Source organism: Pseudomonas urmiensis (genome assembly GCF_014268815.2).
GTDB lineage: Bacteria > Pseudomonadota > Gammaproteobacteria > Pseudomonadales > Pseudomonadaceae > Aquipseudomonas > Aquipseudomonas urmiensis.
This window is the reverse complement of record NZ_JABWRE020000001.1, coordinates 3,830,609-3,854,153: the sequence shown is the minus strand read 5'-3', so window position 1 is coordinate 3,854,153 and position 23,545 is coordinate 3,830,609. Positions and strand designations below refer to the sequence as shown.

At 62.7% G+C, this 23,545-nt stretch carries 20 protein-coding genes and 2 pseudogenes; 12 read left to right on the top strand and 10 right to left on the bottom strand.

Annotated features, from left to right (window positions below):
• Window positions 1-253 precede the first annotated feature (253 nt).
• Window positions 254-1,105, top strand: coding sequence for a formyltetrahydrofolate deformylase (gene purU / locus HU737_RS17285; RefSeq protein WP_186553931.1), 852 nt, complete (start codon window positions 254-256; stop codon window positions 1,103-1,105).
• Between the two features lie 16 nt (window positions 1,106-1,121).
• Window positions 1,122-1,358 carry a hypothetical protein gene (locus HU737_RS26650; protein WP_405129548.1) on the top strand — a complete coding sequence of 79 codons (237 nt, stop codon included), beginning with the start codon at window positions 1,122-1,124 and terminating at the stop codon, window positions 1,356-1,358.
• Here HU737_RS26650 and gpgF read toward each other — a convergent pair.
• From gpgF to HU737_RS26640, 5 genes and pseudogenes are all read right to left on the bottom strand, one after another.
• Complete coding sequence (gpgF, locus tag HU737_RS17280; protein ID WP_186553932.1) at window positions 1,261-2,256, bottom strand: glucosaminyl phosphatidylglycerol flippase; 996 nt, start codon at window positions 2,254-2,256, stop codon at window positions 1,261-1,263. The genes HU737_RS26650 and gpgF overlap by 98 nt on opposite strands.
• On the bottom strand, window positions 2,253-3,020 hold the full coding sequence (gpgD, locus tag HU737_RS17275; RefSeq protein ID WP_186553933.1) for an N-acetylglucosaminyl phosphatidylglycerol deacetylase: 768 nt from the start codon (window positions 3,018-3,020) through the stop codon (window positions 2,253-2,255). The genes gpgF and gpgD overlap by 4 nt, the downstream gene beginning before the upstream one ends.
• Entirely contained in the window at window positions 3,013-4,134 is a 1,122-nt protein-coding gene (gene gpgS, locus HU737_RS17270; protein ID WP_186553934.1) for an N-acetylglucosaminyl phosphatidylglycerol synthase, read from the bottom strand. Before gpgS ends, gpgD begins: the two co-directional genes overlap by 8 nt.
• 235 nt (window positions 4,135-4,369) lie before the next feature.
• Window positions 4,370-4,966: pseudogene (locus HU737_RS26645) on the bottom strand (methyl-accepting chemotaxis protein); the annotation flags it as partial.
• 261 nt (window positions 4,967-5,227) lie between these two features.
• A pseudogene (locus tag HU737_RS26640) lies at window positions 5,228-6,187 on the bottom strand (HAMP domain-containing protein); the annotation flags it as partial.
• A 226-nt stretch (window positions 6,188-6,413) separates the two neighbouring features.
• Here HU737_RS26640 and HU737_RS17260 point away from each other — a divergent pair.
• Window positions 6,414-7,889, top strand: a complete 1,476-nt coding sequence (locus tag HU737_RS17260) for a helicase HerA-like domain-containing protein (protein ID WP_186553936.1) — start codon at window positions 6,414-6,416, stop codon at window positions 7,887-7,889.
• 133 nt (window positions 7,890-8,022) lie between these two features.
• On the opposite strand, the gene HU737_RS17255 is transcribed toward HU737_RS17260, so the two are convergent.
• Both HU737_RS17255 and HU737_RS17250 read right to left on the bottom strand, forming a co-directional pair.
• Window positions 8,023-9,495 (bottom strand): inorganic phosphate transporter, encoded by a 1,473-nt coding sequence (locus tag HU737_RS17255; protein WP_186553937.1) that lies wholly within the window; start codon window positions 9,493-9,495, stop codon window positions 8,023-8,025.
• Between the two features lie 302 nt (window positions 9,496-9,797).
• A complete protein-coding gene (locus tag HU737_RS17250) occupies window positions 9,798-9,998 on the bottom strand; it encodes a hypothetical protein (RefSeq protein ID WP_186553938.1) in 201 nt (66 codons plus the stop codon).
• A gap of 565 nt (window positions 9,999-10,563) precedes the next feature.
• Here HU737_RS17250 and pcaR point away from each other — a divergent pair.
• The 9 genes from pcaR (at window position 10,564) to pcaC (ending at window position 20,285) form a co-directional block, all read left to right on the top strand.
• Complete coding sequence (gene pcaR / locus HU737_RS17245; protein WP_186553939.1) at window positions 10,564-11,433, top strand: pca regulon transcriptional regulator PcaR; 870 nt, start codon at window positions 10,564-10,566, stop codon at window positions 11,431-11,433.
• A 425-nt stretch (window positions 11,434-11,858) separates the two neighbouring features.
• On the top strand, window positions 11,859-13,205 hold the full coding sequence (gene pcaK, locus HU737_RS17240; RefSeq protein ID WP_186553940.1) for a 4-hydroxybenzoate transporter PcaK: 1,347 nt from the start codon (window positions 11,859-11,861) through the stop codon (window positions 13,203-13,205).
• A gap of 191 nt (window positions 13,206-13,396) precedes the next feature.
• Complete coding sequence (locus HU737_RS17235; protein ID WP_186553941.1) at window positions 13,397-14,257, top strand: CoA transferase subunit A; 861 nt, start codon at window positions 13,397-13,399, stop codon at window positions 14,255-14,257.
• Complete coding sequence (locus HU737_RS17230; RefSeq protein ID WP_186553942.1) at window positions 14,254-15,033, top strand: CoA-transferase subunit beta; 780 nt, start codon at window positions 14,254-14,256, stop codon at window positions 15,031-15,033. Before HU737_RS17235 ends, HU737_RS17230 begins: the two co-directional genes overlap by 4 nt.
• Window positions 15,030-16,235, top strand: a complete 1,206-nt coding sequence (pcaF, locus tag HU737_RS17225; protein WP_186553997.1) for a 3-oxoadipyl-CoA thiolase — start codon at window positions 15,030-15,032, stop codon at window positions 16,233-16,235. Before HU737_RS17230 ends, pcaF begins: the two co-directional genes overlap by 4 nt.
• 171 nt (window positions 16,236-16,406) lie before the next feature.
• A complete protein-coding gene (locus HU737_RS17220; protein WP_186553943.1) occupies window positions 16,407-17,696 on the top strand; it encodes an MFS family transporter in 1,290 nt (429 codons plus the stop codon).
• Between the two features lie 9 nt (window positions 17,697-17,705).
• Entirely contained in the window at window positions 17,706-19,070 is a 1,365-nt protein-coding gene (locus HU737_RS17215) for a 3-carboxy-cis,cis-muconate cycloisomerase (protein ID WP_186553944.1), read from the top strand.
• Between the two features lie 11 nt (window positions 19,071-19,081).
• Window positions 19,082-19,873 (top strand): 3-oxoadipate enol-lactonase, encoded by a 792-nt coding sequence (gene pcaD, locus HU737_RS17210; RefSeq protein ID WP_186553945.1) that lies wholly within the window; start codon window positions 19,082-19,084, stop codon window positions 19,871-19,873.
• Between the two features lie 10 nt (window positions 19,874-19,883).
• Window positions 19,884-20,285, top strand: coding sequence for a 4-carboxymuconolactone decarboxylase (pcaC, locus tag HU737_RS17205; RefSeq protein ID WP_186553946.1), 402 nt, complete (start codon window positions 19,884-19,886; stop codon window positions 20,283-20,285).
• A gap of 105 nt (window positions 20,286-20,390) precedes the next feature.
• On the opposite strand, the gene HU737_RS17200 is transcribed toward pcaC, so the two are convergent.
• From HU737_RS17200 to HU737_RS17190, 3 genes are all read right to left on the bottom strand, one after another.
• Window positions 20,391-20,915: an Mpo1 family 2-hydroxy fatty acid dioxygenase gene (locus HU737_RS17200; protein WP_186553947.1), complete on the bottom strand. Its 525-nt coding sequence runs from the start codon at window positions 20,913-20,915 to the stop codon at window positions 20,391-20,393.
• A 100-nt stretch (window positions 20,916-21,015) separates the two neighbouring features.
• Window positions 21,016-21,975, bottom strand: coding sequence for a LysR family transcriptional regulator (locus HU737_RS17195; protein ID WP_186553948.1), 960 nt, complete (start codon window positions 21,973-21,975; stop codon window positions 21,016-21,018).
• Window positions 21,976-22,137: 162 nt separating this feature from the next.
• Window positions 22,138-23,391 carry an OprD family porin gene (locus HU737_RS17190; RefSeq protein ID WP_186553949.1) on the bottom strand — a complete coding sequence of 418 codons (1,254 nt, stop codon included), beginning with the start codon at window positions 23,389-23,391 and terminating at the stop codon, window positions 22,138-22,140.
• Window positions 23,392-23,545: the final 154 nt, after the last annotated feature.

Sequence of the window (23,545 nt, the reverse complement as noted above, 5' to 3'; positions counted from 1 at the left end):
AGACAGGCGATTCTCGCAAGTAAACAATTAATCAGGTAATAAACTGTAATCGACTCGGCAATAACAAGATTCTTTGGTTAAGAAAAATTTACATATGACTTGCCGGTCTCATCAGAACCGATGTGCTTAAGGTCTAATTGTCGCGGCTGCGGGCGGAGGGCTGGTCCGGTCCGGGCAGGCGCCGATGATTACTGCGTTTTTCCTGGCAGCTCGTTAGAATATGCGCCTTTGCGAAGTTCTTGGAGTCTCCCTCATGCGCACCTATCGACTGGTGATTGCCTGCCCCGACCGTGTCGGCATCGTGGCGAAAGTCAGTAATTTCCTGGCCTTGTACAATGGCTGGATCAACGAAGCCAGCCACCACTCCGACGAGCAGAGCGGTTGGTTCTTCATGCGTCATGAGATCCGTGCCGAGTCGCTGCCGTTCGGCATCGAGGCGTTCCGTGAAGCCTTCGCGCCAATCGCCGAAGAGTTCTCGATGATCTGGCGCGTGACTGACTCTGCGCAGAAAAAACGCGTGGTGCTGATGGCCAGCCGCGAGTCGCACTGCCTGGCGGACTTGTTGCACCGCTGGCACACCGATGAGTTGGATTGCGATATCCCCTGCGTGATTTCCAACCACAATGACCTGCGCAGCATGGTCGAGTGGCACGGTATTCCGTTCTTCCACGTTCCGGTCGATCCAAAGGATAAACAGCCGGCGTTCGCCGAAGTGTCGCGCCTGGTCGAAGAGCATGGCGCCGATGTGGTGGTGCTGGCGCGTTACATGCAAATCCTGCCGCCGCAGTTGTGCGAGCAGTTTGCTGAGCGGGTGATCAACATCCACCACAGCTTCTTGCCGTCTTTCGTCGGCGCCAAGCCATACCACCAGGCGGCACTGCGTGGGGTCAAGCTGATCGGCGCGACCTGCCACTACGTTACCGAAGAACTGGATGCCGGCCCGATCATCGAGCAGGACGTGGTTCGCGTTAACCATGCCGACAGCATCGAAGACATGGTCCGCTTTGGGCGTGACGTCGAGAAAATGGTATTGGCGCGCGGCCTGCGTTATCACCTGGAAGACCGCGTCCTGGTGCATGGCAACAAGACCGTGGTGTTCGATTAAGCAAGAGGGCGGGCCGATGGCTGATCCACGCGACAAGGCCGGCGCCAAGGCGCCACCCACCTTGGGCGAAGGCTGCCTGGCCCGCTTCGACCCCGAGGCGCTAAGCGCCGAGGATGGCACCGAATTCCCCGGCGCCGCCGCCCTGTGGCGCCAGCTCAACCCGCCTGATGGCGCCGCCAGCGCTCCAGCAGCGGACGCGCCAGCAGGCAAACGAACACAGGGCCGCCCGCCAGCAGATAAAAGTAGTAGGTAACCGCGCGCCAGATCAGGATCGCGGCGGCCGCGGTCGAGCTGCCCACCAACGGCGTCAACAGGCTCGCCGAGGTCAGCTCGGCGGCACCTGCGCCACCTGGCAGCAGGCTGAACTGGCCGGCGCTGAGCGAGAGCATCTGCACCAGAAAGCTCGGTATCCACGACAGCTCCACGCCCAATCCGCGCAATACCAGGTACAGCACGCTGTAGCGCAGGCTCCAATGCACGCAGGTCAGGCTGAACACCAGCGCCAAGGTCCGTTTGGGTAGCCGCCAGGTCTCAGCCAAGGCCTGCACGAAATGCAGCAACTTGCGCGCCCAGCGTCGGCGCCGATGCACGGCCATGCCCAGTCGCCGCAAAAGCCGGCCATTGAAACGCATGACGGCGCGCCGATAGCGCAGCAAGCCCAACACGCACGCCAAGGCGATACACAGCATCAGCGCGCTGCCCAGCAGCATGCTCTCTTGACTGTGTCCCAGGCTGTGGAACAGCGCATAACCGGCGATGGCCAGCATGGCGCAGAAGAAGAACAGCAGATCGTTCAACTGATCCATGGCGAACACCGCGCCACTGCGCGCTGGGCCGATCCGTTCACGTGCCAGCAGGGCCATCAAGGTCAAGGGGCCGCCGCTGCCTGCGGGGGTGGTGCAGATGGCGAACTCGGTGGCCATGATTACCCCAAGGCTGCGCACCCGGCCTAATTGGGCGCCTTGCTGGCCGAGTAGCAGGCGCAGGCGCAGGGCATTGATGATCCAGCACAGCAGGATCATCCCCAGCAGCGTCAGCATCAGCCCAGGGGCGAAGGTTTTCAGTCTTGGCAGCAACTCACTGCCCCCCAGCAGGGCTGGCACCAGCACGGCGAACAGCAGTGCCAGGGCCAACCAGCCAAGGCGATTCATGCTGCGATCTGGCGTTCGAGCCAGGCCGATTTGGTCAAGGGTTGGCGACCTTGCGCCATCAGCGTTTGCAGTGCGTTTAGCCAATAGTTTCGAGAGCTGGGGTGGCGCATGTCGACAGGGTGCAGGCCCAGGCGCACGGTCGGCGCTTCATGCCAGCGTCGGCGCTGCCAGTCGCAAACCACCCGTGACAGACCCCGGCGCCAGGCGCTGCGGGCGCTCCAAACCAAGCCAGGGGCTTCGATCGCGGTGAACTCAGGCAAGCGGTACAGGTGCTGTGGTGTGCTGGTGTAGCGCAACGGCAACTGGCGCAACGCCTGGCGCGTGCCTTCGCTCATCAACCAGGCCGGGGCAACGAAGCCTGCCACCGGCCAGCCCTGGCTATTGAACAGCTCAAGCCCTGCTTGCAGGCGTTGCATCGCCTGGGCTTGGTCGAGCCCATAGAACTCGCCTTCGTGGGTGTAGATCCGGCGCATGAAATAGTCGCGGCTGCTGCGTGGCGGCGGGCCGTCGTCGGCATGGTAATAGCCATGCAGGGCTAGCTCGTCACCTTGACGCAAGCGTCGTTCGAGCAGCTGGCAGAAGCTGGGTGAACGGCTCAGGGCGTTGCGATGGTGAAAGTCCGGGACCACCAGCCACGTCATGGGCACATCGCCCAGTTGGTCGACGGCCTCGACGAAGGGCTGGTAGTCGGGCCAGGTCTCGGGGGCAACATCGTGCAACACCAGCATCAGGCTGCGTGGGCTCGGATTGGCCGGTTCAGGCATGGGCGCGGACCTGTGGCTGGTGGCCGAGAACCGCCTGGTAGTGCTGCAGCAGGCCGTTGACCACGTTGTCCCAGGAATAATGCTGCTCGACATGCCGGCGCGCCTGCAGGCCCAGTTTGCGCACGCCGTCTTCGAAGACCTCGCGCACCGTCGCCGCCATCGCCAGGCTGTCGTTGGGCGCGCACAGGCGGCCGCACTGCTCGTTGACGATCTCGCCAAACGCGCCGGCACGCACCGCCACCACTGGGGTGGCGCTGGCCATGGCTTCGAGGATGACCAGACCGAAGGTTTCCTGGTCGCCGGCGTGCACCAGCAGGTCGGCGCTGGCGATGAGCCGGGCGACTTCCTGCGGGGCGCAGAACTGATTGATCACACTGACGTTGTCCGGCACGTTGGCCGGCATCCCCGAGCCCACCAGCAGCAGGTGATAGTGGCGGCCCAGCTGGCGCATGCAGTCGAGCAGAACCGGCAGGTTCTTCTCGCGCGAACCGCGCCCGGCGAACACCAGCAGGCGGGTGGTGTCGGCGATGCCCAGTTCAGCACGCAGACGGCTGTCGCGATGTTCGGGATTGAAGGTTGCGAGGTCGACGCCCAGCCGCTGTACGTGCACTTCCTTGACGCCGAGCCTGCGCAGTTTGTCGGCCATCACCTGGCTTGGCGCCAGGACCCGGTCGAAGTTGCCGTAGAGCTTGCTGACGTAGGCTTCGACATTGGGCGTGAACCAGTTGCCCATGCGGTTGCCGACCAGCAGCGGCAGGTCGGAGTGGTAGAAGCCGATCACCGGCACTTCAAGCTTGCGCCGCGCCTCCAGTGCCGCCCAAGCGGTCAAATAGGGGTCGCCCACTTCAATCAAGTCGGGTTGCAGTTCGCGCAGTACGTTGCACCAAGGCGCCAGGCGAACCGGGAAACGGTAGCCTTTGCCAAACGGCAGGGGCGGGGCGGGGACTTGGTACACGCCATCGGTATGGCTGGCGCTGGCGCCGGGGATCAACAGGCTGTGGCGTACGCCAGGCATGGCATCGAGGCGGCGGTGTTTGGCATCAAGATAGGTACGTACGCCGCCGCTGGCCGGGGCGTAGAACATGGTGATGTCAGCAATGTGCACGATCAGCATCCCTCCGGGATCGTCTTCGGGTCTGTCATCCGGCTGAAGCAGCCGGCGATGACGCGCCTAAAGGTTGACCTCTCAGAAGAATAGTTTGTTCGATCGAGGTTTGGAGGGAGGTACTGCAAACAGAGTCGCCCGTTTCTCGGGCAAGCCCGCTTACATAGACCGCTCAGGCCGTGAAGCCGGTGCGGTCCCTGTAGGAGCGGGCTCGCCCGCGAAACGGGCGACGCGCTAGCTCAATTTAGATGCGGAAACTGCCCACCAACTGCTTCAGTCGACCCGCCTGCTGCTCCAGGTCCGAACATGCCCGCAGGGTAGCCTGCAAGTTCTCCACGCCCTCCTGGTTAAGCATGTTGATCTCGCTGATGTCCATGTTGATCGACTCGACCACCGCCGTCTGCTCCTCGGTAGCCGTCGCCACCGACTGGTTCATGCCGTCGATTTCGCCAATGCGCACGGTGACGCTTTCCAAGCGCTCGCCGGCTTGGTTGGCGATCTGCATGCTGTCCTGGCTGTGCCGCTGGCTCTGGCCCATGGTCTCGACCGATTCCCGCGCGCCGACTTGCAGCTCCTCGATCATGGTCTGTACCTGTTGCGCCGATTCCTGGGTGCGGTGGGCCAGGTTACGGACCTCATCGGCCACCACCGCGAAACCACGACCGGCCTCGCCAGCGCGCGCCGCTTCGATCGCGGCGTTCAACGCCAGCAGGTTGGTCTGTTGCGAAATGCTGGTGATCACTTCCAGAATCTGGCCGATGTTGACCGTCTTGCTGTTGAGCGTCTCGATATGGCCGCTGGAGGTAACGATCAGGTCCGACAGGCGATTCATCGCCTCGATGTTGCGATCCACGACCTGCTGCCCTTCTTCGGCGAGCAAGCGCGCGGAGCTGGCGTGTTGCGAGGCCTGGGCGGCGTTACCGGCAATCTCCTGAGCGGCGGCGCCGAGCTCGTTGATGGCCGCAGCGACGCTGTTGGTGCGGTTGGATTGCTCGTCGGAGTTGCTCATCGACGAGTTGGAGGCGCTGATCACCCGCAACGCCACCTCGTTGACTTGCTCGGTGGCCGAGGACACTTCGCGGATCGAGCCGTGGATACGCTCGACGAACCGGTTGAAGGCGCTGCCGAGGATGCCGAATTCATCCTGGCTATGGATGGTCAGGCGCTTGGTCAGGTCGCCTTCGCCCTGGGCGATGTCTTCCATGGCGCGGGTCATGGTCAGCAACGGTTGCATCAAGACCCGGATCAGCAGGCCCAGCAGGCCAATGATGATCACCACCGCCACTACAGTGGCGATCACCGCCGAGGTGCGGAAGGTACTGAGCATCGAGAAGGCTTTGTCTTTGTCTACCGACAGGCCGATGTACCAGTTGGCCGAAGGCAGGCCCTTGATCGGGGTGAAGGTCAACAGGCGCGTCTGGCCGTCGGCTTGCACTTCGGTCAGCTCACCGGAGAGTTTCGGCGTATTGTGCGGGAACTGGTCGGCCAGCGATTTCATCACCAGGTCTTTGTCCGGGTGGACCAGGATCTTGCCTTGGTCATTGACCAGGAAGGCGTAGCCCATGCCGCCAAAGTTCAGCGAGTTGATGATTTCGACCAAACCGTCGAGGGCCAGGTCGCCACCGACCACGCCAACCGAGCTGGACACATTGCTGAGAATGCCGATGACCATCTTGTTGGTGGTCAGGTCGATGTAGGGTTCGGTAAGAATCGCACCGCTGGCATTCATGCCGTCCTTGTACCAGGGGCGGGTGCGCGGGTCGTAGCCGTCAGGCATCTGCGAGTCCGGACGGACGCTGAAGCCACCGTCGACCTTACCCAGATAAACAGTGAGGAAGCTTGAGATCAGCGCGTTCTGGCCCATCAGGGTTTCGGCGTTGCTCGGCTGCTGGGCGATGTTCTGCGCCAGGTTCTCGACCAACTTGATGCGACCATCGAACAGGTTGCGGATGTTGGTCGAAGTGGACTTACCCATTTCAGCCAGATAATTCTCCAGGTCCTGGCGAATCGCATTACGCTGGAGGTAATCGTTGTAGAGAGTGAAGAGGCTGAAGGCGAGCATCACGATCAGTGAGGCGGCCAAGAGGATCTTATGGCTGAAACGTAGGCTTTTGTTCATGGCGTAATCGGTTCCGCTAAGGTATTTATCGGGTCGTTCGCACAAAGAGCTGGTAAACAGTGCAACAAGTCCCGCTAGTCCTTTTTTGGGATGTTCCTGTCTTAAGGGTGAATATCACCCAGAGATATCGGCCGTTATCGGGCAAAGCTTGAGCAGAGGATGAAACAAGATGTCGGATTCTTCGCAAATAGTTGTAGGAGCAGGCCCTGATGGCCAGCCTGTCAGCCAAGCCATGCGCCTGGCCAACCGACATGGCTTGGTGGCAGGCGCGACGGGGACCGGCAAGACCGTGACCTTGCAGCACCTGGCCGAGGTGTTCAGTGATGCTGGGGTGGCGGTCTTTGCCGCCGATGTAAAGGGCGACTTGTGCGGCCTGGGCGCGGCAGGCGCGCCGCAGGGCAAGGTGGCCGAGCGAATCGCTGGCATGCCGTGGTTGGGCCATACCCCCAAAGCGTATCCGGTGACCTTGTGGGATATCGCCGGACAGTCGGGTCATCCATTGCGCACCACCCTCAGCGAAATGGGGCCGCTGCTGCTGGGCAACTTGCTCGAGCTGACCGACAGCCAGCAGGCGGCACTGTACGCGGCGTTCAAGGTGGCCGACCGCGATGGCCTGTTGCTGCTCGATCTGAAAGACCTCAAGGCCCTGCTCAACCATCTCAAAGACAACCCGCAGGTGCTCGGCGAAGACAGCGCGTTGATGACCAGTGGCTCGACCCAGGCGCTACTGCGGCGTCTGGCGACCCTGGAGCAGCAGGGCGCCGAAGCGCTGTTCGGTGAGCCGGCGCTGCAACTTGAGGACCTGTTGCAGCCTGATGCTCAAGGGCGCGGGCGCATACATCTGCTCGATGCCAGCCGCTTGGTGCACGAAGCGCCGAAGGTGTACGCGACCTTCCTGCTGTGGTTGCTGGCCGAATTGTTCGAGCAACTGCCAGAACGTGGCGATGCTGACAAACCGGTGCTGGCGCTGTTCTTCGATGAAGCGCACTTGTTGTTCAATGACACGCCCAAGGCCCTGCAGGATCGCTTGGAGCAAGTCGTGCGCTTGATTCGCTCCAAGGGCGTTGGGGTGTACTTCGTTACCCAGTCGCCCGGTGATTTGCCCGATGCGGTACTGGCCCAGTTGGGCTTGCGTATTCAGCATGGGTTGCGGGCGTTCACCGCCAAGGAGCAGAAGTCGCTCAAGGCTGTGGCTGATGGCTTTCGGCCTAACCCTGCCTTCGATTCGCTGGCCGTGCTCACTGAACTTGGGATTGGCGAGGCGTTGGTCGGCACGCTCGAAGACAGAGGTACGCCGGCGATGGTCCAGCGCGTTTTGATCGCACCACCGCAGTCGCGCATCGGACCGTTGACTGCGGCCGAGCGCAGTGCGCTGGTGGCCTCTTCGTCGTTGATTGGTCGCTATGACAAACCGATCGATCGCGAGTCGGCGTACGAGATGCTCACCCAGCGCAAGGGCGAGCCGGTGGAGCCGGCGCCGCAGCCTAAAGTCGAGCAAGACAGCTTTGCCGACAAGGCTGGCGAGTTCTTGCAGGGCGCGGCGGGGCAGGCGATCAAGTCGGCGGTGCGCCAGGCGGCGAATCAGTTGGGCCGGCAGTTGGTGCGAGGGTTGATGGGCTCGTTGCTGGGTGGCAAGCGGCGCTGACGATGTCTGCGTGCTGCTCGTACTAGCGTGTGGGCTTGCTGAGGCTATCGCGGGGCAAGCCCGCTCCCACGTTTTGTCATGTGTACGAAAAAAGGCGCCCGAAGGCGCCTTTTTCACATTACTGCACAGCGACTCAGCTAATCGCCTTGGTCGCCAGCCAGAACAACCCGGCAGACAGGCCCACGGTGGCCGGCAGGGTCAGTACCCAGGCCAGCAGAATGGTCCTGACGGTGCCGCCTTGCAGGCCGCTCTTGTTCGCCACCATGGTACCGGCGACACCCGACGACAATACGTGGGTAGTCGATACCGGCAGGCTGAACACGTTGGCCATGCCGATGGCGCACGCCGCCGTGATCTGTGCCGACATGCCTTGGGCATAAGTCATGCCTTGCTTGCCGATCTTCTCGCCAACGGTCAGTACCACGCGCTTCCAGCCCACCATGGTACCCAGGCCCAAGGCCAGGGCGACGGCCACGATTACCCAGAACGGTGCATATTCGGTGGTGGCGGTCAGGTCTTTGCGCAGTTTTTCCAGGTCGGCCTTCTCGCGCGGCTCAAGGCCCGGCAGCTTGCCAACCTTCTTCGCCGTGTCGTCCAGGCACAGCAGGTAACGACGCACTTCCACACGCTTCTCGGCGTTCAGGTCGCGGTAGTCGGTGACGCCTTTAAGCGAAGACTGCAATGCGGCAATGGTCGGCTCGGTCTGCTGCGGGTTGCAGCTGAACTGCTCTGGCAGGTCGCTGGACTTGGCTTTGCCCAGGGCCAGGTACTCGCCCAGGGTCGCTTCGTTGCGCTGGTAGAACTGGCTCAGGTGCAGGGTAGCGTCGCGGGTGCGCTCGATCTGGTAAGTGGTGCTGTTCAGGTCGAGGACAAACTTGGCCGGAACGATACCGATCAGTACCAGCATGATCAGGCCGATGCCTTTCTGGCCATCGTTGGAGCCGTGCACGAAGCTGACGCCCATGGCCGAGATCACCAGCACCAGACGGTTCCAGAACGGCGGGTGCTTCTTGTCGTCGAGCTTGCGCCGTTGCTCTGGGGTCTTGTGCATCTTCGACAGCGGGCGCCACCACTTCAGGCCCAGCAGGACCAGCGCGGCAACGGCAAAGCCGGCCATTGGCGAGAGTACCAGCGACATGCCGATGTCGATCGCCTTCTGCCAGTTGACGCCATCACCCAGCGGGATGTCGCTGATCAGCGCATTGGCCAGGCCCACACCGAGGATCGAGCCGATCAGGGTGTGCGAGCTGGACGCGGGGATGCCGAAGTACCAGGTGCCCAGGTTCCAGGTGATGGCCGCGGCCAGCAACGAGAAGACCATGGCCAGGCCGTGACCGGTGTTCACATTGATCAGCAGTTCGACCGGCAGCAGGTGGACGATGGCATAGGCCACGCCAACGCCGCCGAGCAAAACCCCGAGGAAATTGAACACGCCGGAGAAGAACACGGCCAGGTGCGGTGGCATGGCTTTGGTATAGATGACAGTGGCTACCGCGTTAGCGGTGTCATGAAAGCCATTGATGAACTCGAATGCGAGCACGAAGGTCAGTGCGAGCACCAAGCTCACCACTACCCAGGCATCCAGTCCGCTGAATAAATCGATCATGAAGGTTTTCTGGCGGTCGTAGGGGGGCCGGATTATGCCAGAAAACCTTGGCAATCGATGCACCCCCGACAGACCGATGGTGTCTTCAGGCGGTTAGCAAACCCGTGGCAATAGCAGGCTTTCGGCAACATTAATGCCGATAAAAATCGCTAATTTCGGCAAAATGGTGCGATTTTTCGAAATCTATCAGGCGCAAGAGGCGTTAAAACGGGCGTATGAAATTTGTGTAATTCCATTTCATGCGCGTCATTTGAGTAACGATCTGTCAGCCGCTTGGCCTAGTCACATGCCGGGCCGTAGCGTCAGGATTCGTCGCTGCGCAAATCCTTTTCCATCTTTTCCAGTTCCTGGGCGAATACCTGGTCCTGGACGGTGGCTCGCTTGCGCCACGGTTTGCGTTCCGGCTCCGGTTGCGCCGCATACGTGGTGACTTCACCACCATAAACATCCTTGTAACGTTCAGCCTGGCGCTCGAGTTCTGCGCGCAGTTCATCTTTCGTCACAGTAGTACCTGAATAGTATGAGAGTTGGCTCCGGCTCGGCATGCAAAGTTACGCATGCGGCTACGCAACCAGAGCGAAATCGCTGTCGCAGCAACAGTGGTCCAAAAGGTGCGAAGGCACTTGATCAAACCGTAACAGTTTTAAGCTGTTCACCTGGCGAACTGGCAAACACCCTATGCAAAGAGACAGTTGGGGCTAACGCCTACGTGTTGATCACGGCCAGCAGACTGATTATAGCAATCGGCAACTCATCGATCATCGCTCTTTACGGGTAACTGACACAAGCACTCAAAGTTGTTCATACGACTATCGACTCGGCTAGCGAATCGGTCAGAAGTTTGAGTTGAGCGGGTGCAGAAAGTTCGCTGGAACGCGAGGGGAGGTAAAACGGCCTCGTGGTGACGAGGCCGTGCCTGGGGACTTCTACGGTGGGTACCTGACCAGTCTCTCCAAAGAAGCCACATGTGGCATGAGAAAGGTATAAGCAAAAGTGTCAGCGGTCAATTGCGATTATCGGCCGTTCGTTCGATAATCGCACGAACGACAGATTTTTTTGAGGTCAGCCATGAGCGACGAAAACCTGCCCAAGGACGCCCCGGTACAGGAAAGAGCCAGTTCCCCCGCAATGGCGCCTCCGATCGTGGCGTCGCCCGCCAAGCGCATTCAGGCGTTCACTGGCGATCCGGACTTCATGACCTCTCTGGCCCGGGGCCTGGCGGTCATCCAGGCGTTCCAGGAGCGCAAACGCCACCTGACCATCGCCCAGATCAGCCACCGCACCGAGATCCCTCGCGCAGCCGTGCGGCGATGCCTGCATACCTTGATAAAGTTGGGTTATGCCACGACCAACGGTCGTACCTACTCATTGCTGCCCAAGGTTTTGACCCTGGGCCATGCCTACCTGTCGTCGACGCCGTTGGCGGTCTCGGCGCAGCCTTATCTGGATCGCATCAGTGACCAACTGCATGAGGCGGCCAACATGGCCACCCTGGAAGGTGATGACATCCTTTATATAGCGCGTTCGGCCACGGTGGAGCGGCTTATCTCGGTCGATTTGTCGGTCGGTGGTCGGCTGCCGGCCTATTGCACCTCGATGGGGCGCATTCTGCTGGCGGCGTTGGATGACACCAGCCTGCGCGAATACCTCGACCGTGCCGACCTCAAGGCGCGTACCAGCCGTACCCTGCATGATCCGGAGTCGCTGTTTGCCTGCATCCAGCAGGTGCGGGCCCAGGGTTGGTGTGTGGTTGACCAGGAATTGGAACAGGGCCTGCGCTCAATTGCCGTGCCGATCTATGACGCCTCGGGCCAGGTGCTGGCGGCGTTGAACGTCAGTACCCATGTCGGACGGGTGACTCGCAGTGAGCTGGAGCAGCGGTTTTTGCCGATCCTGTTGGCTTCGAGCCGGGACCTGTGCACCCAGCTGTTCGGATAAGCGCTACGTCGGCGCGGCTGCGGATGTTGGCTACGTGGGAGCGGGCTTGTCCCGCGATAGCGGCTGCGCGATCAATAACGCTATCGCGGGGCAAGCCCGCTCCCACGCTAGCCGACATCTGCGCTCGAACTGCTGCAGTCGACTGCACACTGATGTTGTTCGATAAACGCACAAACTCGTCTCCACCGAATTGCGCAGCGCCGGCCCGCTGATTAATGTCTTTCGCAACGGTCGGCTTTGCCGACCGAACAAGAACAACATGCGAGAGGCACACCCCATGACCACTGTCCTTTCTGTGCTGCGGCCGCACCCGCACGCAGTACCGTTGTATCCAGGCTGACGCACGGCCATAACTCCCGACCCTCGATACCTGCGCAGCCACTTGCGTCAGGATCCTGCCTGCGCCGCTTTCCTGGATAACAACAATGAACAAACCGCAAACCACTGTCGGCAATTGTCTCGACGTCCAATCGTTCATCAATGATCAGCCGCTGTCGCGCTACCAATGGCGGGTGGTGATCCTGTGTTTTTTGATCGTATTCCTCGATGGCCTGGACACCGCGGCCATGGGCTTCATTGCTCCGGCGCTATCCCAGGAATGGGGTATCGACCGCGCCAGCCTCGGCCCGGTGATGAGTGCCGCGCTGATCGGCATGGTGTTTGGCGCATTGGGTTCCGGCCCATTGGCCGACCGCTTCGGCCGTAAAGGTGTGCTGGTTGGCGCGGTGCTGGTGTTCGGCGGTTTTAGCCTGGCCTCGGCCTATGCCACCAATGTCGACCAACTGCTGGTACTGCGTTTTCTCACTGGACTGGGCCTGGGTGCTGGTATGCCCAATGCCACCACCTTGCTCTCCGAGTACACCCCGGAACGACTCAAGTCGCTGTTGGTGACCAGCATGTTCTGCGGCTTCAACCTCGGCATGGCCGGTGGCGGCTTCATCTCGGCCAAGCTGATCCCGGCCTATGGCTGGCACAGCCTGCTGGTGATTGGCGGTGTGCTGCCGCTGCTGCTGGCGGTGGTGCTGCTGGTGTGGCTGCCGGAATCGGCGCGGTTCTTGGTGGTGCGCAATCGCGGCACCGACAAGGTGCGCAAAACCCTGGCGCCGATCGCCCCTGCCGTGGTCGCCCAGGCTGCCAGTTTCAGTGTGCCTGAGCAGAAGGCGGTGGCAGCGCGCAACGTGTTTGCGGTGATCTTCTCTGGCACATACGGCCTGGGCACGATGTTGCTGTGGCTGACCTACTTCATGGGCCTGGTGATCGTCTATCTGCTGACCAGCTGGCTGCCGACGCTGATGCGCGACAGTGGCGCGAGCATGGAGGAGGCCGCTTTCATCGGCGCACTGTTCCAGTTCGGCGGCGTGCTTAGCGCAGTCGCGGTGGGCTGGGCGATGGACCGCTTCAACCCGCACAAGGTCATCGGCCTGTTCTACCTGCTGGCCGGGGTATTCGCCTACGCCGTGGGGCAGAGCCTGGGCAACATGACCCTGCTTGCCACCCTGGTGCTGGTGGCCGGCATGTGCGTGAACGGTGCGCAGTCGGCCATGCCGTCGCTGGCGGCGCGGTTCTACCCGACCCAGGGACGCGCCACCGGCGTGTCGTGGATGCTCGGCATTGGTCGCTTTGGCGCCATTCTCGGTGCTTGGAGTGGGGCGACCTTGCTCGGGCTGGGTTGGAATTTCGAACAAGTGCTGACTGCGTTGTTGGTGCCGGCGGCGTTGGCGACCGTGGGCGTGATCGTCAAGGGCTTGGTGAGTCACGCTGACGCGACCTGACTCTGCAAACCACAACGACTCTGTAGGCGCGGGGCAAGCCCGCTCCCGCAGGGGTTGAGGGTCTTGGGGTGAATGGATAGCACGATAACAAATGGTTCGATAATCGCACAAGTAATCGATTATCGGATTGTGCGCCACCCTCCAGTCTCCTTAATCTGAGCTCAACGCAGCACCCTGACCAGGAGTCTCCAATGGCAGCAATCCTCTCGCTTCACGAGGCCGTGAAGCAATTCATCCAGGACGGCGACACCGTCGCCCTCGAAGGCTTCACCCACCTGATCCCGACCGCAGCCGGCCACGAGATCATCCGCCAGGGCAAGCGCGACCTGACCCTGGTGCGCATGACCCCGGACCTGATCTACGACCAATTGATCGGCGCCGGCTGCGCCAGCAAGCTGATCTTCTCCTGGGGTGGTAACCCAGGCGTCGGGTCGCTGCACCGCCTGCGCGATGCGGTCGAGAAGCACTGGCCGCATGCGATCGAGATCGAAGAGCACAGCCACGCGGACTTGGCCAACGCCTATGTCGCGGGTGCCTCGGGCCTGCCGTTCGCGGTGCTGCGCGCCTACGCCGGTTCCGACCTGCCCAAGGTCAACCCGCTGATCAAGAGCGTCACTTGCCCGTTCACCGGCGAAGTGCTCGCTGCCGTGCCGTCGGTGCGCCCGGATGTGACCGTGATCCACGCGCAGAAGGCCGACCGCAAAGGCAACGTGCTGCTGTGGGGCATTCTCGGTGTGCAGAAAGAAGCGGCCCTGGCGGCCAAACGGTGCATCGTCACCGTCGAGGAAATCGTCGACGACCTGCAAGCGCCAATGAACGCCTGTGTGCTGCCGACCTGGGCGCTGTCGGCGGTGTGCCTGGTGCCGGGTGGCGCCCACCCGTCCTATGCCCATGGCTACTACGAGCGCGACAACCGCTTCTACCAGGCCTGGGACCCGATTGCCCGTGACCGTGAGTCGTTCACCGCCTGGATCGATAGCTACATCCGCGGCACCGCCGACTTCAATGAATTCAAGGCCAAGCTGGCCAGCACTGCGGAGGCCGCGCAATGAGCTACTCCACTTCCGAAATGATGACTGTCGCCGCTGCCCGTCGCCTGCGCAACGGTGCGGTCTGCTTCGTCGGTATCGGCCTGCCGTCCAAGGCTGCCAACCTGGCGCGCCTGACCTCGTCGCCCGACGTCGTGCTGATCTATGAATCTGGCCCGATTGGCGCCAAGCCGAGCGTGCTGCCGCTGTCGATCGGCGACGGCGAGCTGGCGGAAACCGCCGACACCGTGGTGCCGACCGGCGAAATTTTCCGCTACTGGCTGCAGGGCGGACGCATCGACGTGGGCTTCCTCGGCGCCGCCCAGGTCGACCGCTTCGGCAACATCAATACCACCGTGGTCGGTGACTACCACGCCCCGCGCACCCGTTTGCCGGGTGCCGGTGGTGCGCCGGAAATCGCCGGTTCCGCCAAGCAAGTGCTGATCATCCTCAAGCAATCGCCACGCGCGTTTGTCGACAAGCTGGACTTCATCACCTCGGTCGGCCACGGCGAGGGTGGCGACTCGCGTAAACGCCTGGGCCTGCCTGGTGAAGGCCCGGTCGGCATCATCACCGACCTGTGCATCATGGAGCCGGAAGCCGGCACCCACGAATTCGTGGTCACCTCGATTCACCCTGGTGTGACCCGCGAACAGATCATTGCCGCCACCGGCTGGGCGATCCGCTTTGCCGATGACGTGCAGACCACCGCCGCGCCAAACGAGGTCGAGCTGACCGCGCTGCGTGATCTTGAACAGCGCACCGCTGCCGCCCACGGCCAGAAGCCAGGAGAAGCCTGATGCGTGACGTGTTCATCTGTGATGCCATCCGCACCCCGATCGGCCGCTTCGGCGGCGCCCTGGCCGGCGTGCGCGCCGATGACCTGGCAGCAGTGCCGCTCAAGGCGCTGATCGAGCGTAACCCGTCGGTGCAGTGGGATCAGGTCGACGAAGTGTTCTTCGGCTGCGCCAACCAGGCCGGCGAAGACAACCGCAACGTCGCGCGCATGGCCCTGCTGCTGGCGGGCCTGCCCGAGAGCATTCCTGGGGTGACCCTCAACCGCCTGTGCGCTTCGGGTATGGATGCAATTGGCACGGCGTTTCGCGCCATTGCCAGTGGCGAGATGGAGCTGGCGATTGCCGGTGGTGTCGAGTCGATGTCGCGCGCGCCGTTCGTCATGGGCAAGGCCGAGAGTGGTTACTCGCGCAACATGAAGCTTGAGGACACCACCATCGGTTGGCGTTTCATCAACCCGCTGATGAAGAGCCAGTACGGCGTCGACTCGATGCCCGAGACGGCCGACAACGTCGCTGACGACTATCAGGTTTCCCGCGCGGATCAAGACGCCTTCGCCCTGCGCAGCCAGCAAAAGGCAGCAGCGGCGCAGGCTGCAGGTTTCTTCGCGCAAGAGATCGTGCCAGTGCGCATTGCCCACAAGAAGGGCGAGACCGTGGTCGAGCACGACGAGCACCTGCGCCCGGATACCACCCTCGAAGCACTGAGCAAACTCAAGCCAGTCAACGGCCCGGACAAGACCGTCACTGCGGGCAACGCCTCGGGCGTCAACGACGGCGCCGCCGCGTTGATCCTGGCGTCGGCAGAAGCGGTGAAGAAACATGGCTTGACCCCGCGGGCACGGGTTCTGGGCATGGCCAGTGGCGGTGTCGCGCCGCGAGTGATGGGCATCGGCCCGGTGCCGGCAGTGCGCAAACTGACCGAGCGCCTGGGCGTTGCCGTGGCCGACTTCGACGTGATCGAACTCAACGAAGCGTTCGCCAGCCAAGGCTTGGCAGTGCTGCGCGAGTTGGGTGTGGCCGATGACGCACCGCAGGTAAACCCCAATGGTGGCGCGATTGCCCTGGGCCATCCGTTGGGCATGAGCGGCGCACGGCTGGTGCTGACTGCGCTGCATCAGTTGGAGAAAAGCGGCGGGCGTAAGGGCCTGGCGACCATGTGCGTAGGTGTTGGCCAAGGGCTGGCGCTGGCCATAGAGCGGGTTTGAGCAGCTCTGGCCGCATCGCGGGGCAAGCCCGCTGCCACGGGAACCACTATCCCGTGGGAGCGGGCTTGCCCCGCGATGGGGCTTGCAAAACCCGACCATGGCCGGGTAGCGGAACGAGAGTGTAACTGGGTATGTCTAGACTCTCAGTGACCCTCCAGGAGTAAAACCACCATGACCTCAACCTATTACACCGGCGAAGAACGCTCCAAGCGCATCTTCGCTATCGTCGGTGCCTCTTCAGGCAACCTGGTGGAATGGTTCGACTTCTACGTCTACGCCTTCTGCGCCATCTATTTCGCCCCGGCGTTCTTCCCTTCCGACAACCCGACCGTGCAGTTGCTCAATACCGCAGGCGTATTCGCCGCGGGCTTCTTGATGCGCCCCATCGGTGGCTGGATCTTCGGCCGCCTGGCTGACCGTCATGGGCGCAAGAATTCGCTGATGGTCTCGGTGCTGATGATGTGCTTCGGCTCGCTGATCATCGCCTGCCTGCCGACCTACTCCAGCATCGGTGCCTGGGCGCCGGCGTTGCTGCTGTTGGCGCGCCTGATCCAGGGCCTGTCGGTGGGTGGCGAATACGGCACCACCGCTACCTACATGAGTGAAGTCGCCTTGCGCGGCCAGCGCGGTTTCTTCGCCTCGTTCCAGTACGTCACCCTGATCGGCGGCCAGTTGCTGGCGGTGTTGGTGGTGGTGATCCTGCAGCAGTTGCTCAGCGAAGAAGAACTGCGTGCCTGGGGCTGGCGCATTCCGTTCGTGGTGGGTGCCGTCGCTGCCCTGATCTCGCTGATGCTGCGCCGTTCGCTGAAAGAAACCAGCAGCGCCGAAACCCGCCAGGACAAAGACGCCGGCAGTGTCAGCGGCTTGTTCCGCAACCACGCTGCGGCGTTCATCACCGTCCTGGGCTACACCGCTGGCGGATCGCTGATCTTCTACACCTTCACCACCTACATGCAGAAATATCTGGTCAACACCGCCGGGATGCCCGCCAAGGACGCCAGTTTCGTCATGACCGGCGCGCTGTTCCTGTTCATGATCCTGCAGCCGTTGTTCGGCATGCTCTCCGACCGCATTGGCCGGCGTAACTCGATGCTCCTGTTCGGCGCTTTGGGCACTGTCTTCACCGTGCCGCTGCTGATGGCGCTGAAGACCGTGACCAGCCCATTCATGGCCTTCGTGCTGATTACCCTGGCCTTGTGTATCGTCAGTTTCTACACCTCCATCAGCGGCCTGGTGAAGGCCGAGATGTTCCCGCCGCAAGTGCGCGCCCTGGGCGTGGGCCTGGCCTATGCCGTGGCGAACGCGGTGTTCGGCGGTTCGGCCGAATATGTCGCATTGGGCTTGAAAACCCTGGGGATGGAGAACACCTTCTACTGGTACGTGACCGCCATGATGGCGGTGGCCTTCCTGTTCAGCCTGCGCCTGCCCAAGCAAGCGGCCTACCTGCACCATGATCACTAAGGACTCGCGATGACCCACCGAGCGGACAACCAGCTGTTCGACGCCTACTTCACTGCACCGGCCATGCGCGAGATTTTCTCCGACCGTGGCCGCCTGCAAGGCATGCTCGACTTCGAGGCCGCCCTGGCGCGGGCCGAAGCCGCTGCAGGGTTGGTGCCGCACACTGCGGTGCCGGCCATCGAGGCGGCATGCAAGGCCGAGCGCTATGACGCCCGCGCCCTGGCCGATGCCATCGCCACGGCAGGTAACTCGGCGATTCCGCTGGTCAAGGCGCTGGGCAGGGTGGTCGCCAGCGGCGTACCAGACGCCGAGCGCTACGTGCACCTAGGCGCGACCAGCCAGGACGCCATGGACAGCGGGCTGGTGCTGCAACTGCGCGATGCGCTCGAGCTGATCGAAGCCGATCTGGCCACGTTGGCCGATACCCTGGCCCGCCAGGCCCTGCAACACGCTGACACGCCACTGGTGGGGCGCACCTGGTTGCAGCACGCAACGCCGGTGACCCTGGGGATGAAATTGGCCGGCGTACTCGGCGCCTTGACCCGCCACCGCCAGCGCCTCAAAGAGCTGAGCCCACGCTTGCTCTGCCTGCAATTCGGCGGTGCCTCCGGCAGCCTCGCGGCGCTGGGCAGCAAGGCGCTGCCAGTGGCCGAGGCGCTGGCCGAGCAGCTCAAGCTGAGCCTGCCTGAGCAACCTTGGCATACCCACCGCGATCGCCTGGTGGAGTTCGCCTCGGTGCTGGGGCTGGTGGCGGGCAGCCTGGGCAAGTTCGGCCGCGACATCAGCTTGCTGATGCAGACCGAAGCGGGGGAGGTGTTCGAGCCTTCCGCGCCGGGCAAGGGCGGCTCTTCGACCATGCCGCACAAGCGCAATCCGGTTGGCGCGGCCGTGTTGATCGGCGCCGCCACGCGGGTGCCGGGCCTGTTGTCGACGCTGTTCGCCGCCATGCCCCAGGAGCACGAGCGCAGCCTTGGCCTGTGGCACGCCGAATGGGAAACCTTGCCGGATATCTGCTGCCTGGTGTCTGGCGCCCTGCGCCAGGCCCAGGTGATCGCCGAGGGGATGCAGGTGGATGCCGAACGCATGCGCCGCAACCTCGACCTGACTCAGGGCCTGGTGTTGGCCGAAGCGGTCAGTATCGTCCTGGCCCAGCGCCTGGGCCGCGACCGCGCCCATCATTTGCTGGAGCAGTGCTGCCAGCGCGCTGTCGCTGAGCAGCGCCACCTGCGCGCCGTGCTCGGTGACGAGGCGCAGGTCACTGCCGAGTTGTCCGCGCAGGAGCTCGACCGCCTGCTCGACCCTGCTCATTACCTCGGCCAGGCCCGCGTCTGGGTGGCGCGCGCCGTGGCTGAACATCAACGTTTGACTGCCTGAAGGAGACCGCTGTGGCGCATTTGCAACTGGCCGATGGCGTACTGAATTACCAAATCGATGGTCCGCAGGAGGCCCCGGTGCTGGTGCTGTCCAACTCGCTGGGGACTGACCTTGGCATGTGGGACACGCAGGTAGCGGCCTGGTCCAAGCACTTTCGCGTGCTGCGTTACGACACCCGTGGCCATGGCGGCTCGCTGGTCACCGCCGGCCCCTACAGCATTGCCCAGCTGGGCGCTGACGTGCTGGCGCTGCTGGACGCACTGGACATCGCCAAGGCGCACTTCGTCGGCCTGTCGATGGGCGGCCTGATCGGCCAGTGGCTGGGTATCAACGCAGGCTCACGCCTGCTCAGCCTGACCCTGTGTAACACCGCCGCCAAGATCGGCAGCGATGAGGTGTGGAATACCCGCATCGACACAGTGCTCAAGGGTGGCCGCCAGGCCATGGTCGATTTGCGCGATGCCTCCATTGCCCGCTGGTTCACCCCGGCATTCGCCGAGGCCCACGCCGCCCAGGCCCAGCGCATCACCCAGATGCTGGCGCAGACCTCGCCTGAAGGCTATGCCGCCAACTGTGCGGCGGTGCGCGATGCCGACTACCGCGAGCAACTGGCGGCTATCCAGGTGCCGACCCTGATCGTCGCCGGTACTGCCGATGTGGTCACCACCCCGGAGCATGGACGCTTCATGCAGAACGCGATCGAGGGCGCGCACTACGTAGAATTCCACGCCGCGCACTTGTCCAATGTCGAGATCGGTGAGCCGTTCACGGCGCGGGTCGTCGATTTTCTGCAGGCTTGCTGAGGAGAACAAGATGGACGAAAAACAACGCTACGACGCGGGCATGCAGGTGCGTCGCGCCGTGCTCGGTGACGCCCACGTGGACCGCAGCCTGGAAAAACTCAACGACTTCAACGGCGAGTTCCAGGAAATGATCACGCGCCACGCCTGGGGGGATATCTGGACCCGCCCAGGGCTGCCACGGCATACCCGCAGCCTGATCACCATTGCCATGCTGATCGGCATGAACCGCAATGACGAGCTCAAGCTGCACCTGCGCGCGGCGGCCAACAATGGCGTGACGCGCGAAGAGATCAAGGAAGTGCTGATGCAGAGCGCGATCTATTGCGGGATTCCGGCGGCCAATGCCACTTTCCACCTGGCAGAATCGGTGTGGGATGAGTTGGGGGTCGAGTCGCGTCAGTTACAAGAATAGTTGTTGAGGGTGCTGGCTTCATCGCGGGGCAAGCCCGCTCCCACGCAGTCATCTCAGTGAGGCTGAGGACGTGGGAGCGGGCTTGCCCCGCGATGAGGGCGCAACTTAAACCGCGGCGTTCTTGTGCCTGATCGCCACCGGCCCAGCATTGGCTTCCACGGCTTTTTTCAACTGCGGGCACAGCCCGAGCATGAACGCCGCCTCCGCCACCACGAACAACGGTCCGATGATCAACCCGCTCAGGTCATCGACGAACGCAGGTTTACGCCCCTCGTAATAATGCCCGACAAACTGGATGATCCAGCCCAGCACAAAGGCGCCCAGCCCGGCGCTCAGCCATAGCCCGGTGCTCTTCAGCGCAAGCATCTGCCCCAGCCACAGGCACAACCCCAGCAACAGCCCCATCACCAAGCCAAAGCGCAGATCCAGACGCAGGTAGAACCACACTGAGGCCGCCGCTGCGATCAACGCCGGTGACAGCCACATCCCGGCGACATCCCAACCCGGGCGCGACAGCAGAATGGTCACGGCCACGACGATCAGCGGAATGCCGACGAAGTGGGTGGCGATGTTGCGTGGGTCACGGTGGTAGGCGGCGTACTGGCTCAGGTGTTCGACGAGGCTTTTCATTGTTGTTCCTCCTTGGCTGCACCGCTGACAGTGGATCACTGTGTGCAAGCATAGCCCCCCGGCCACAACGCCGGAACCGCGCGCGGTTGATGCTTCATCATCAGCGTGGCGAATGCCCGGCACGCGGCGCGGTGCGTGGCGGCTGCTCGCGCGGCGAAGTGCGCTGATCGAGGCCAATCAAGGTCTCGATCATCGCCCGCGCGGCCGGGGACAGTCGATAGCCACTGCGGCTGACCACGCCACAGCGCACGCTCAGCACTTCCAGGCCCGGTGGCAAATTACGCCAGTGCAGGCGCACCAGGCGGCCGCTGCTCAAGTCGTCGGCCACCGATTCTTCGCTGGCGGTGCCGATCGCATCACTGGCCAGCACCACGCTGCGCAGCACGGCCAGGTGCTCGGTCTGCAAGTGGGGGGTGAAGTCATTGCGCCCACTGAGGTTGGCCAGGCGCTTGCGCACGCCAGGGGCGAGCAGGGCGCTGGCCAGCGGGTAGGCGAACAAGTCATTGGTCGACAGGCTGTCCTTGGCCAGCAACGGATGGCCCGGCCGGCAGAAGAACAGGCCCGGGCGAGGGTTGAGTGGCTCGGTGTGGAAATTGGGGTCGGCTTCGAACGGGCGGATGTCGTCGACGAAAAATTCGATTTGTTCACGGCGCAGGGCTTGGCCGAGGCGTTCGGCGTTGTCGACCAGCAGCGAGGTGCGGATGCCGGGGTGGGCCTCGATGAAGTGCTGCAGGGCATCGGGGACCAGGCGTACGGCCAGCGCCGGGCCGCTGCCAAAATGCAGCTCGCCAGCATCGAGCTTGGTCATCTGCAATACCTCGGTGCTCAATTGCGCAGCGCCCTGCACCAGGCGCCGGGCGTGTTGCAGCACCACCAGGCCTTCAGGAGTTGGGTGCAGGGCCTTGCTGGCGCGGTCTATCAGAGAACAACCGAAGGTTTGCTCCAGGCCCTGGATGGCCCGGCTGAAGGCCGGTTGGGTGATGCCCATGGCCTCGGCGGCGCGGACGAAACTGCGGTATTCGGTAAGGGCGATGAAGTAGCGCAGTTGGCGAAGGTCCATGTCGAGCTCTGCGGCGGGCGGGAGTATCGTTTTTAGCTTTAGTTACATATTCCGTCAATGATGGTTTTGTTTGTTTTTTATATGCTTATTTTATAAGCATAGGCTTTGCTGAATTGGCCGGCCTCATCGCAGGGCGAGTCGCAGCGATGAGGCCGCAACTCACTACAAGAGATTCAGCGGATAGCTGACGATCACCCGGTTTTCATCGAACGAGTTGGTGCTGTAATCCCGGCGCATGGTCGAGTTGCGCCATTTCAGCGACAAGTCCTTGAAGGTGCCCGACTGCACGACATACGCCAGCTCGGTTTCACGCGCCCATTCCTTGCCGTCGTCGACGGTGCTGGTGTGCACATTGTCACCCTTGATATAGCGGTTCATCAGGGTCAGGCCGGGTACGCCCACCGAGACGAAGTTGAAATCATGGCGCACCTGCCAGGAGCGCTCCTTGGCGTTGTCGAAGCTTGAGTTGTAGCTGTCGTTGGCCAGGGTCCCGCCGCTGGTGCCGTTGACCCGCATCCAGGCGTCATCGCCGCTGACTTTCTGCAAGCCTACGTAAAAGGTGTGGCCTTTGTAGCGTGCCGAGAGCATGGCTGAGGCGGTGCGGTTATCCAACTCGCCTGCGCGTTCGGCGCCGTCTTCCTTGCCGATGAAGTAGCCCAGGTTGGCACCCAGGGTCCATTCGCCGAGCGGCTGGCTGTGGCTGAGGTTCAGATACTGCTGGCGGTAGATGTCCTTGAGGCGGGCATCCCACAGGCCGATCAGGGTGCGTTTGTCGTTGAAGGTGTATTCGCCCCCAGCGAAATTGAAGCGGTCGGAGGTGAACGCACTGCGACCGTTGAGCGACATGTCTTCCATGCTCGCGTCATTACGCGGGCTGTTGGCGCGGAACTGGCCGCCGTACAGGGTCAGGCCGTCAATCTCTTTCGAGGTGATCTGGCCGCCCCGGAAGGTTTGCGGCAGCGAGCGGCCGTCGTCCGAGCGCAGGATCGGCAGCACGGGCATCCACTCACCGACCTTCAGTTCGGTCTGCGACAGCTTGGCCTTGAAGGCCACGCCCAGGCGGCCGAAATCATCGGCCGGACGACCGTCATCGTGCACCGGCAGCAGATGGGTGCCAGCGGTACCTTTGCCGCCGTCGAGCTTCACCGAATACAAACCCAGGATGTCCACGCCAAAGCCAACGGTGCCTTGGGTAAACCCGGAACGCGCGTCGAGGATGAAACTCTGGGTCCATTCTTCGGCCTTGCCCTGGGGGTTGGCCGGGTCGACGAAATTGCGGTTAATGTAGAAGTTGCGCAGGTTGAGAGTGGCCTTGGCGTCGTCGAGGAACCCACCGTCGGCGGCGAAGGCGGGCAGGGCGCAGGACATGGCCAACAGGCCGGGCAGCAGCTGGCGTGCGGGTTGCGAAGTGCTCATCTGTCGTGGATCTCTTGTTTTTATTGGGCGAACCGGTGCGCTGCGGGGTGCGGGCCTGCAGGGGCGACGGGGTCTTGATTGGATGAACTTGTGCAACGTTGCGGGGAGAATGGTGCGCGGCACAGCAGGGGCGGGGCAATTCGTCGCAGGCGGT

Coding starts and splice junctions, on each gene's coding strand:
- purU (WP_186553931.1), top strand. CDS start 254: ATGCGCACCTATCGACTGGTGATTGCCTGCCCCGACCGTGTCGGCATC.
- HU737_RS26650 (WP_405129548.1), top strand. CDS start 1,122: ATGGCTGATCCACGCGACAAGGCCGGCGCCAAGGCGCCACCCACCTTG.
- gpgF (WP_186553932.1), bottom strand. CDS start 2,256: ATGAATCGCCTTGGCTGGTTGGCCCTGGCACTGCTGTTCGCCGTGCTG.
- gpgD (WP_186553933.1), bottom strand. CDS start 3,020: ATGCCTGAACCGGCCAATCCGAGCCCACGCAGCCTGATGCTGGTGTTG.
- gpgS (WP_186553934.1), bottom strand. CDS start 4,134: ATGCTGATCGTGCACATTGCTGACATCACCATGTTCTACGCCCCGGCC.
- HU737_RS17260 (WP_186553936.1), top strand. CDS start 6,414: ATGTCGGATTCTTCGCAAATAGTTGTAGGAGCAGGCCCTGATGGCCAG.
- HU737_RS17255 (WP_186553937.1), bottom strand. CDS start 9,495: ATGATCGATTTATTCAGCGGACTGGATGCCTGGGTAGTGGTGAGCTTG.
- pcaR (WP_186553939.1), top strand. CDS start 10,564: ATGAGCGACGAAAACCTGCCCAAGGACGCCCCGGTACAGGAAAGAGCC.
- pcaK (WP_186553940.1), top strand. CDS start 11,859: ATGAACAAACCGCAAACCACTGTCGGCAATTGTCTCGACGTCCAATCG.
- HU737_RS17235 (WP_186553941.1), top strand. CDS start 13,397: ATGGCAGCAATCCTCTCGCTTCACGAGGCCGTGAAGCAATTCATCCAG.
- HU737_RS17230 (WP_186553942.1), top strand. CDS start 14,254: ATGAGCTACTCCACTTCCGAAATGATGACTGTCGCCGCTGCCCGTCGC.
- HU737_RS17220 (WP_186553943.1), top strand. CDS start 16,407: ATGACCTCAACCTATTACACCGGCGAAGAACGCTCCAAGCGCATCTTC.
- HU737_RS17215 (WP_186553944.1), top strand. CDS start 17,706: ATGACCCACCGAGCGGACAACCAGCTGTTCGACGCCTACTTCACTGCA.
- pcaC (WP_186553946.1), top strand. CDS start 19,884: ATGGACGAAAAACAACGCTACGACGCGGGCATGCAGGTGCGTCGCGCC.
- HU737_RS17200 (WP_186553947.1), bottom strand. CDS start 20,915: ATGAAAAGCCTCGTCGAACACCTGAGCCAGTACGCCGCCTACCACCGT.
- HU737_RS17195 (WP_186553948.1), bottom strand. CDS start 21,975: ATGGACCTTCGCCAACTGCGCTACTTCATCGCCCTTACCGAATACCGC.
- HU737_RS17190 (WP_186553949.1), bottom strand. CDS start 23,391: ATGAGCACTTCGCAACCCGCACGCCAGCTGCTGCCCGGCCTGTTGGCC.